This is a genomic window from Streptomyces yangpuensis, assembly GCF_001005295.1.
Taxonomy (GTDB): Bacteria; Actinomycetota; Actinomycetes; order Streptomycetales; family Streptomycetaceae; genus Streptomyces; species Streptomyces yangpuensis.
Map to the genome: position 1 here is coordinate 476,545 of NZ_LBMK01000002.1, position 9,732 is coordinate 486,276.

A 9,732-nucleotide genomic window follows, 5' to 3' on the forward strand; every position below is an offset into this window, starting at 1 on the left:
GGCCGCGGCCAGACGACGGCTCAGAGCCGAAGCGAGACCGACCAGCTCACCGTAGGAGACACAACCCTGCGGATCGCGCACCGCCAGCCTGTCCGGCTGCTCGGAGGCGTGCAGCCGCACCCGCTCCACGACCCCGCAGTACGCCTCCTCGACCGCCGTCGCAGCCCAGCCCGCACGCACCGCCGCGGCCTCGGCCGGCAGCAGCACCCCGGTCTCGCGCACCGGCCGGTCGGGCATCGCCACGAGGGCGCCGAGCAGATGCGTGAGCCGCTCGGTGAAGGACCGCGCGGTCGCCTCGTCGAACAGATCGGTGCTGTACTCCAGGACCGCGTCGATCCCGTCGGCGGCCCCTTCCTCCGTACGCCGTTCGAAGAGCTCGAAGGCCAGGTCGGCCTTGGCGGTCCCGGTGCCGATCAGCAGCGGCTCCGACTCCAGGCCCGCCAGCCGCACCGCGGAATCCGGCGTGTTGTGCAGCGTGAGCATGGTCTGGAACAGCGGGTGCCGGGACAGCGACCGGCTGGGTGCGAGCGCGTCGACCAGGGCCTCGAAGGGCAGGTCCTGGTGGGCGTAGGCGGCCAGGTCCGTGGCGCGTACGCGGTCCAGCAGCTCCCGGAAGGTCGGGTCGCCGGACAGGTCGGTGCGCAACACCAGGGTGTTGACGAACAGGCCGACGAGCTCGTCCAGCGCCGGGTCCGTGCGTCCCGCGACGGGCGTTCCGAGCGGGATGTCCTCGCCCGCGCCCAGCTTGGACAGCAGGGCGGCGAGCGCCGCCTGGAGCACCATGAAGGTGCTCACGCCCTGCGCCCGGGCCAGGTCGCCGACCGCCGTGTGCAGGGCGGCGTCGATACGGAAGCCGACCTGCCCGCCCTGGTGCGTGGGGGCTGCGGGCCGCGGCCGGTCGGCCGGCAGCTCCAGCTCGTCGGGAAGGCCGTTCAGCGCCTCGCGCCAGTAGGCGAGCTGCTCGTCCGACACGGCCGTGAGCAGCTCGCGCTGCCACAGGGTGTAGTCCGCGTACTGCACCGGCAGTGGCGTCCACACCGGGGCCCCGCCCGCACGGCGCGCCTCGTAGGCCTGCGCGAGATCGCCGCCCAGCGGGCCCACCGACCAGCCGTCGGCAGCGATGTGGTGCACCACGACCAGCAGCACGTGCTCCTCGTCCGAGAGCCGGAACAGCTCCGCCCGCAACGGCAGTTCGGACGCCAGGTCGAAGCCGCGCCGCGCCGCCGCCCGCACCGCGTCCTCACCCTGCGCGGAGACCGGCAGGTCCACCCGCACCGCCTCGGCGTCCACGATCTCCTGACGGGCGCGCCCGTCCGTGTCCGGGTAGCGGGTGCGCAGCGCCTCATGGCGTACGACGACGTCCCGCACCGCCGCACGCAGGGCGGCCACGTCCAGGGCTCCCCTCAGGCGGACGGCGACCGGGATGTTGTACGCGGGACTGCCCGCCTCCAGCTGCGCGAGGAACCAGAGCCGCTGCTGGGCGGGGGAGAGGGGAAGCGCGTCCGGGCGCACGGCCGGCGCCGGAGCGGGCCGGGCCTCCCCGGCGTCCGCGACGCGGGCCGCGAGGGCGGCCGGGGTCGGTGCGTCGAAGACCGCGCGGACCGGCAGATCGGCGCCGAGCGCCGTCCTGATCCGGCCGGTGAGCCGGGTGGCGAGCAGCGAGTGGCCGCCGAGTTCGAAGAAGCTGTCGTCCGGACCCACGGGCGCGGGCAGCCCGAGCACCTCGCCGAACACCTGGCACAGCAGCTGCTCCTGAGGCGTGCGCGGCGCACGGGCCGCGGTGCGCGCACCCTGGGCGGGCGCGGGCAGCAGCTTGCGGTCGATCTTGCCGTTCGCCGTGAGCGGCAGCGCGTCCATCGCCACGTACAGGGCGGGCACCATGTGCGCGGGCAGGCTCTCGGCCAGGTGCGCGCGCAGTGCCCCCGGAGCGGCCGTACCGACGGTGTAGGCCACCAGCTGCGTACCGCCCGGCAGGTCCTCGCGCGCCACGACCGTCGCCTGTGACACCTCGGGGTGGGCCGCGAGCGCCGACTCGATCTCGCCGAGCTCGATCCGGAAACCACGGATCTTGACCTGGTGGTCGGCCCGTCCGATGTACTCGATCTGACCGTCGGCGCCCCAGCGCACGACGTCCCCGGTCCGGTACATCCGGCTGCCCCGCGGACCGAACGGGTCCGGCACGAAACGGGTCGCGGTGAGCGCGGGCCGCCCGTGGTAGCCGCGCGCCACACCGTCACCGGCGATGTAGAGCTCGCCGACGGCACCCGCCGGAGCGGTCCGCAGCGCGTCGTCGAGGACGTACACCCGGGTGTTGGCGATGGGCCGGCCGATCGGCGGCACACCCCCGCGTTCGCCGTCCAGGGTGGCCGCGGTGGACCAGATGGTCGTCTCGGTGGGCCCGTAGACGTTGGTGACCTCACGGGACGCGGCGCGCAGCGCGTCGGCGAGCGGTTCGCCGACGGCCTCGCCGCCGATCAGGACGCGCAGCGCGGCGAGGCTCTCCGGGTGCTCCGTGACCAGAGCGTGCCACAGGGTCGGGGTGGCCTGCATGACGGTGGCGTCGCTGCCGGTGATCAGAGCGGCGAGCGCGGACGGGTCGCGTACGGTGTCGCGCTCGGCGAGGACCAGTTCGGCGCCGGTGACCAGCGGAACGAAGATCTCCAGATTGGAGATGTCGAAGCCGAAGGTGGTGACCGACAGGAAGCGGTCCCCGCCCCCGATACGGAACCGCTCGGCCATGTCGTGCACGAGGTTGATCAGGGCACCCTGGGGGACGACCACGCCCTTGGGCCGGCCCGTCGAGCCGGAGGTGTAGATCGTGTAGGCGGTCTCCAGCGGATCCGGGTCCGCGGTGCCCACCGGCCCGGTGGGCGCCTCCGCGAGCAGCGCAGCCGCCGTGTCCAGGGTCAGGTGGGCGCGCTCGGTGACGGCGGGCAGCGCGACCGCGACGCCGGTCGTGGTGAGCACGAGGGCGGGCGCCGCGTCGTCGAGCATGTAGCCGATGCGGTCGGCCGGGTAGTCGGGGTCGAGCGGCAGATAGCCGGCGCCCGCCTTGACGACGGCGAGCGTCGCGACGATCAGGTCCGTCGAACGCGGCAGCGCGAGCGCCACCAGTGCCCCCGGTCCCGCGCCCCGCGCCACCAGCTCGTGGGCGAGCCGGTCGGCGCGGGCGTGCAGATCCGCGTAGCTCAGCCGCTCGGCCCCGCAGCGCAGCGCGGGCGCGTCCGGGGTGGCGGTGGCGCGCGCCGCCAGCTGCTCGCGCAGGGCGTGGCGCGGGTAGCAGCGGGCGGTGTCGTTGTACGAGACGAGCAGCGTCGCCCGCTCCTGCGCACCGAGCAGCTCCAGCTGGGAGAGCGGCAGGTCGGCCGTGTCGGGGAGCGTCGCGAGGAGCCGCAGCACCCGCCCGGACAGTGCCGCGGCCTCCCCGGCGGTGACGAGGTCGGGCGCGTGGTCGAGCCGCAGCGTCAGCTCGGCACCGGGCAGCACGAGCAGCGACACCGGATAGTGGGTGGCGTCGCGCCCCTTGATGCCCGTGACCGTGAGGCCGGGTACGGCCGTGCGCAGGGCGTCCGGGTCCAGCGGATAGTTCTCGAAGATCACGACGGTGTCGAACAGCTCACCGTGCCCCGCGTCCTGCTGGATGCGCGAGAGGCCCAGATGCTGGTGCGGCAGCAGCGCGGTGTGCTGCTCCTGGGCCGACTCCACCACCTCCGCGAGGGTGCGCGCGGCGGGCGTGCGCAGACGTACAGGAAGCGTGTTGATGAACAGGCCGACCATCGACTCGACGCCCGGCAGCTCCGGCGGACGCCCCGACGTCGTGGTGCCGAACACCAGGTCGTCCCGGCCCGTCAGGGCCCCGAGGACGACGGCCCAGACACCCTGCAGCACGCTGGACAGGGTGACGCCCCGCGCACGTGCCCACTCGGTCAGGCGCGCCGTCGACGCGGTGTCGAGGCGGGCGACGTGCTGCTCGGGCAGTACCGGTGCACGGCCGGGCGGCGCCGGTGCGAGCCGGGTGGGCTCCTCCAGGCCGGCGAGCAGCTCCCGGTAGGCCGCCGCAGCGGCCTGCTCGTCCTGGCCGTTCAGCCAGGACAGGTAGCTCTTGTACGAGGTGACGGCGGGCAGCACGGAGGCGTCGCCGCCGGCGGTGTAAGCGGTGAAGAGCTCCGAGAGCAGCAGCGGCATCGACCAGCCGTCGAGCAGGATGTGGTGGCAGGTGACGAGGAGCCGGTGGCGGTCCGTGCCCGTGGTGATCAGGGTGAAGCGGATCAGTGGCGGCCGGCCCACGTCGAACGGCTCGGTGCGGTCCCGGTCGGTCAGCGCCTCCAGGTCGCCCGCCTCCCGCACCTCCCGCCAGGGAACGGGAACCTCGCGCGGTATCAGCTGGACCGGCTGCCCGTTCTTGCGGTAGCGGAAGCCCGCCCGCAGATTCGGGTGCCGGGCCAGGACGCCGGCCGCGGCGGCCTTGAGCGCGCCGCGGTCCAGGGGTCCTTCGAGGTCGAGGACGAGCTGCACCGCGTACACGTCGAGTTCCTGCCGGTCGTACACGGCGTGGAAGAGCAGGCCCTCCTGCAGTGGCGTCAGCGGCAGTACGTCGCTCAGGCCGCCCGCCGGCCGTGGCCCCTTCGGTGCCTTACCAGGTGCGGTCGTGCTCATCCTTCGTTCCCCCACTCGTGTGCGAATTCGTTCTCGAACTCGTCGATCTCGTCCTGGTCGAGTCCCTCGACGAGCCCCAGGTCCGAGGGCGTGAAGCCACCGGATTCGGGCCGTGCGGCATGCCCGGCCAGCGCCTTCAGCGCCCTGAACCAGCCGTGCGCGATCGCCTCGGCGTCGGCGTCGGCGACCGTGCGGCCAGCCCAAGCCCACTCGGCGACCAGGCGGGGGCCGTCGGGGAGGTCCTCAGTACGCGCGTTGACGCCCAGCGCGTGCGGCAGCGGCATCTCCGGGTCCGTGCCGGCCGCGACGTCCAGGGACTCGGGCGCGATCTGCCAGTCGCCCGGCTCCGAAAGCGCCATCCGCCCCAGGTAGTTGAACCCGAGCTGCGGAGCCGCGTACGCGCCGAGCAGGGCCGCCGAGCCGGCGTCGAGCCGGCTCAGCAGACCGTGGCCGATGCCGTGGTCCGGCACCCGGCGCAGCTGCTCCTTGACCTCCTTGAGCGCCTGGCCGAGCGCGGGCCCGCCCGCCCACACCTCGTCCCAGTCGCACAGGCCCACATCGAGCCGTACCGGGTGCGTGCTGGTGAACCAGCCCACCGTGCGGGCCAGATCGACGCCCGGGACGACGGGCACGCGCCCGTGCCCTTCGAGGTCGACGAGCACGTCCTGCGGCTCACCGCGCCCGCGTCGCCAGTCGGCGACGCTGAGCGCGAGCGCGGCCAGCAGCACGTCGTTGATCTCGGCGTGGAAGGCGGCCGGCACGGTGGTGAGCAGTGCGGCCGTGTACGCGGCGGGCAGTTCGAGCCGCAGCCGGTGAGCGGTGGCCGCGGTGTCCTGTCCGGGGTCGAGCGGCCGTGCGCCGAGCGGCGGGTCGCCGCCGTCCGCCATCTCCTGCCACAGGGGCAGTTCGGCCCGGCGTTCCTCCCGTACGGCCTCGTCGTGCAGCAGGAGCGCCCACTGCCGGAAGGAGGTGCCGACCGGCGCGAGGGGCCGGTCCGGGTGCTCGTAGGCCTGGGCCAGATCGGGCAGCAGGATGCGCCAGGAGACGCCGTCCACCACCAGGTGATGCAGGGTGAGCAGCAGCCTGCCGGGCCGCCCGGTACCGGCATCGAGCCACACCGCCCGCAGCACGTCGCCCTGGGCGGGCGCCAGTTCCCGCCGGGCGGCGGCGGCTTCCCCGCGGACGAGGGAAGCCAGGTCGCCGGAGTCGGCCGCGACCCTGCGCAACACGTCCTCGGCCCGTACCGCCCCGGCTTCCCGGATGACGTCGCCGCGTCGGCGCAGGACGTCGTGATGGTCGAGCAGCGTCTGCAGCGCGGCCGCGATCCGCTCGTACGAGGCCCCCGCAGGCGTCCGGACCACGGCAGCCTGGTGGAAGCCGTCGGTCGGCCCGGGGATCGCGTCGAACCAGGCGGTGATCGGCGTGGCCGGCACCGGGCCGGTGCCGTCCCCGACGCCCACCGTCGCGGTGCGCCCGGCGGTCTGGGCGGCGAGCGCGAGGCCCTGAGGAGTGCGGTGCACGAACACGTCCTGCGCGGTGATCGCGAGACCCGCTTCCCGCGCCTTGCCGACCAGCTGGATCGAGCTGATGCTGTCGCCGCCGAGGTCGAAGAAGCTCGCGTCGGCGCCCGCCGACTCCAGCCCGAGCACCTCCGCGAACGCCCGGCACAGTGCCGCCTCCCGCTCGTTCGCGGGGGCCCGGCCCGCGGCGGCCGGCGTGTAGTCCGGCGCGGGCAGGGCCCGGCGGTCCAGCTTGCCGTTGCCGGTGAGCGGCAGTACGTCGAGGACGACGACGGCGCTCGGCACCATGTGCTCGGGCAGTTCGGCGGCGAGGCGCGCGCGGATCTCCCTGACGTCCACGGGAGCACCCGAGGCGACGACGTACGCGACGAGACGCTTGTCGCCGGGCCGGTCCTCGCGGACGATCACCGCGGCCCGCGCGATGTCGTCCCGCGCGAGCAGGACGCCTTCGATCTCACCCGGCTCGATGCGGAAGCCGCGCAGCTTCACCTGGTCGTCGACGCGCCCCACGTAGTCGAGGCTGCCGTCGGCGTTCCAGCGCACCAGGTCGCCCGAGCGGTACATCCGGCCGCCCGGCGTGGTGGCGTACGGGTCGGCGACGAAACGGTTCGCGGTCAGCTCCGGCCGCCGCAGATAGCCGCGGGCCAGCTGGTCGCCGCCGATGTACAGCTCGCCGGTCACTCCAGGAGCCACCGGCCGAAGCCGCGCGTCCAGGACGTACAGCCGCGTGTTGTGCAGCGGGAACCCGATGGGAGGCTTGACGGCACCGGACAGCGGTTCGCTGATGCTCGCGCACACGGTGGCCTCGGTCGGCCCGTACGCGTTGCGCATCACGCGCCCGCGGGAGAACCGCTCCACCAGCTCCGGCGGACAGGCCTCGCCCGCCACGACCAGCTGCACGCCCCCGGGCATCGGCCGGTCGGCCGGCCACGCGGACAGGACCGTCGGCGGCAGGCAGACCATGGTGGTGCCGGTGCGCTCCACGAGCTCGGCCAGCGGCGCGCCCGGGCCGCGCTCCTCGGCCGTCGAAAGGATCATCGTCGCGCCCGAGAGCAGCCCGATGGCGAGCTCCCAGGTCGCGGCGTCGAAGCTGTACGAGGCGAACTGCAGCCAGCGCGTGCCGGGTCCGATGCCCATGCGCGGGCCCTGGTCGGCCACCATCACGGCGACCGTGCGGTGCTCCACGACGACGCCCTTGGGGCGCCCGGTGGAGCCGGAGGTGTAGATGACGTACGCGGGGTCGCGTACGGTCAGCGGCCGCGTCCGGTCGGTGTCCGCCGGCGCGCGGGCGGGCCGGGCCGCGACCGCGGCGCGTACGTCCGGGTCGTCGAGCAGCAGCCGGCTCACGTCCGAGGTACCCAGGCCCGCGGATTCGACGCCCATCGTCAGGGCGAGCGCGGGCCGGGCGTCATCGAGCATGTACGCGATGCGGTCCTGCGGATAGGCGGCGTCGATCGGCAGGTAGGCGGCCCCCGCCTTGAGGACGGCGAGCAGCGCGACGACCATCTCCGGCGAGCGCGGCAGCAGCAGCGCCACCAGGTCGCCGGGCCCGGTGCCGCGGGCGGCCAGCTCATGGGCCAGCCGGTTCGCGCGGGCGTCCAGTTCGGCGAACGACAGGACCCGCTCGCCGAACTCCAGGGCCGGGTGCCCGGGCTGCGCGGCAGCCCTGGCCGCGTACAGCTCGTGCACCGGAGCCACCGTGACGTCCTGCACGGGGCCCGCCCAGTCGCCGAGCACGCGCTCCCGCTCGGCCGGCAGCAGGGCGTCGACACGGCCGAGCGGGACGTCGGGGTCACCGGTCAGCACGCCGATGAGATGGGCGAACCGATCCGCGATCGAGCGTGCCGTCGCCTCGTCGAACAGGTCGCTGCTGTACTCCAGGACCGCGTCGATCCCGTCCGGCGCCCCGTCGGGCCCGTGCCGCTCCGTCAGCTCGAAGGCCAGGTCCAGCTTGGCGGTGCCGCTGCGGACCGGGACGGTCTCGACGCGCAGGCCGGGCAGGACGAGGTCGGCGGAGGCGTTGTTCTGCAGCACCAGCATGGTCTGGAACAGCGGCTGCCGGGACAGCGACCGGCTGGGTGCGAGCGCGTCGACCAGGGCCTCGAAGGGCAGGTCCTGGTGGGCGTAGGCGGCCAGGTCCGTGGCGCGTACGCGGTCCAGCAGCTCCCGGAAGGTCGGGTCGCCGGACAGGTCGGTGCGCAGCACCAGGGTGTTGACGAAGAAGCCGACGAGCTCGTCCAGCGCCGGGTCGGTACGTCCCGCGACGGGCGTTCCGAGCGGGATGTCCTCGCCCGCGCCGAGACTCGACAGGAGCGTGGCGAGCGCGGCCTGCAGCACCATGAAGGTGCTCGCACCCTGGGTACGCGCCAGCGCGGTGACCGCCGCGTGCAGGGCCCCGTCGACACGGAACCCGACCGTGCCGCCGCGGTGACTGGGCACGGTGGGCCGTGGACGGTCGGCCGGCAGCTCCAGTTCCTCCGGGATGCCGGCCAGTGCCGTGTTCCAGTAGGTGAGCTGCTCGTCCGCCACGGCGTCGAGGAGTTCGCGCTGCCACAGCGTGTAGTCCGCGTACTGGACGGGCAGCGGCGCCCAGTCGGGAGCCGAGCCCTCCCGTCGCAGCGCGTAGGCCTCGGCGAGCTCGCGGGCCAGCGGGGCGACGGACCAGCCGTCGGAGGCGATGTGGTGCAGGACGAGGAGCAGGACGTGCTCGTCGTCGGACAGCCGGAACAGCTCCGTGCGCAGCGGGAGCCCGGTGGCCAGCTCGAAGCCGCGGGCGGCCGAGGCGGCCAGGACCCCGGGCAGCGCGTCGGGGGTGGTCCCGGTGACGGGCAGGGCCAGGTGCGCCTCGGCCGGAGGGATGATCCGCTGCCGCGGCCGGCCGCTGTCGTCGGGGAAGACGGTGCGCAGGCTCTCGTGGCGGGCCACGACATCGCTCAGCGCCGCGCCCAGTGCGGCGACGTCCAGGGCGCCGGTCAGGCGCACGGCGAACGGCAGGTGATAGGTCGCCGAACCGTTCTCCAGCTGGTTCAGGAACCACAGCCGCTGCTGTGCGGGGGAGAGCGGCAGCTCGGCGGGGCGCTCGGTGGCCTGGGCCAGCGCGGGCCGCACGGGGGCGCCGGCCTCGTCCAGACGGGCGGCGAGTTCGGCGACCGTCGGCGCCTGGAAGAGCGTACGGATGGTGACCTCGGCGCCCAGCCGGGCCCGGATCCGGGAGGCGACCTTGGTGGCGAGCAGCGAGTGGCCCCCGAGGTCGAAGAAGCTGTCGTCGATGCCGACGGAGGGCAGCCCGAGCACCTCCGCGAAGATCTCGCAGAGTGCTTGCTCGCGCGGATTGCGCCCGGGGAGCTGCCCGGAGACGGCGGCCGAGGGGTCGGGTGTGGGGAGGGCCTTGCGGTCGACTTTTCCGTTGGGGGTGAGGGGGAGTGCGTCGAGGGTGAGGAAGGTGCTGGGGACCATGTAGCCGGGCAGGGTCGCGGCGAGTGCGGTTCTGGGGTTGTCGGTGGTGCCGATGAGGTAGGCGATGAGGCGTCCGTGGTGGACGGCGGTGGCGGCGTCG

General features: G+C 74.3%; 2 protein-coding genes. Both read right to left on the bottom strand.

Annotation, left to right across the window (positions count from 1 at the left end; all coding sequences use genetic code 11):
* Nucleotides 1-4,656: non-ribosomal peptide synthetase (locus tag AAT21_RS07570; RefSeq protein WP_157879650.1), on the bottom strand; the 4,656-nt coding region annotated here is incomplete at its 3' end.
* Nucleotides 4,653-9,732 (bottom strand): non-ribosomal peptide synthetase (locus tag AAT21_RS07575; protein ID WP_167350563.1); only part of this gene is annotated, 5,080 nt, incomplete at its 5' end. The genes AAT21_RS07570 and AAT21_RS07575, both read right to left, overlap by 4 nt.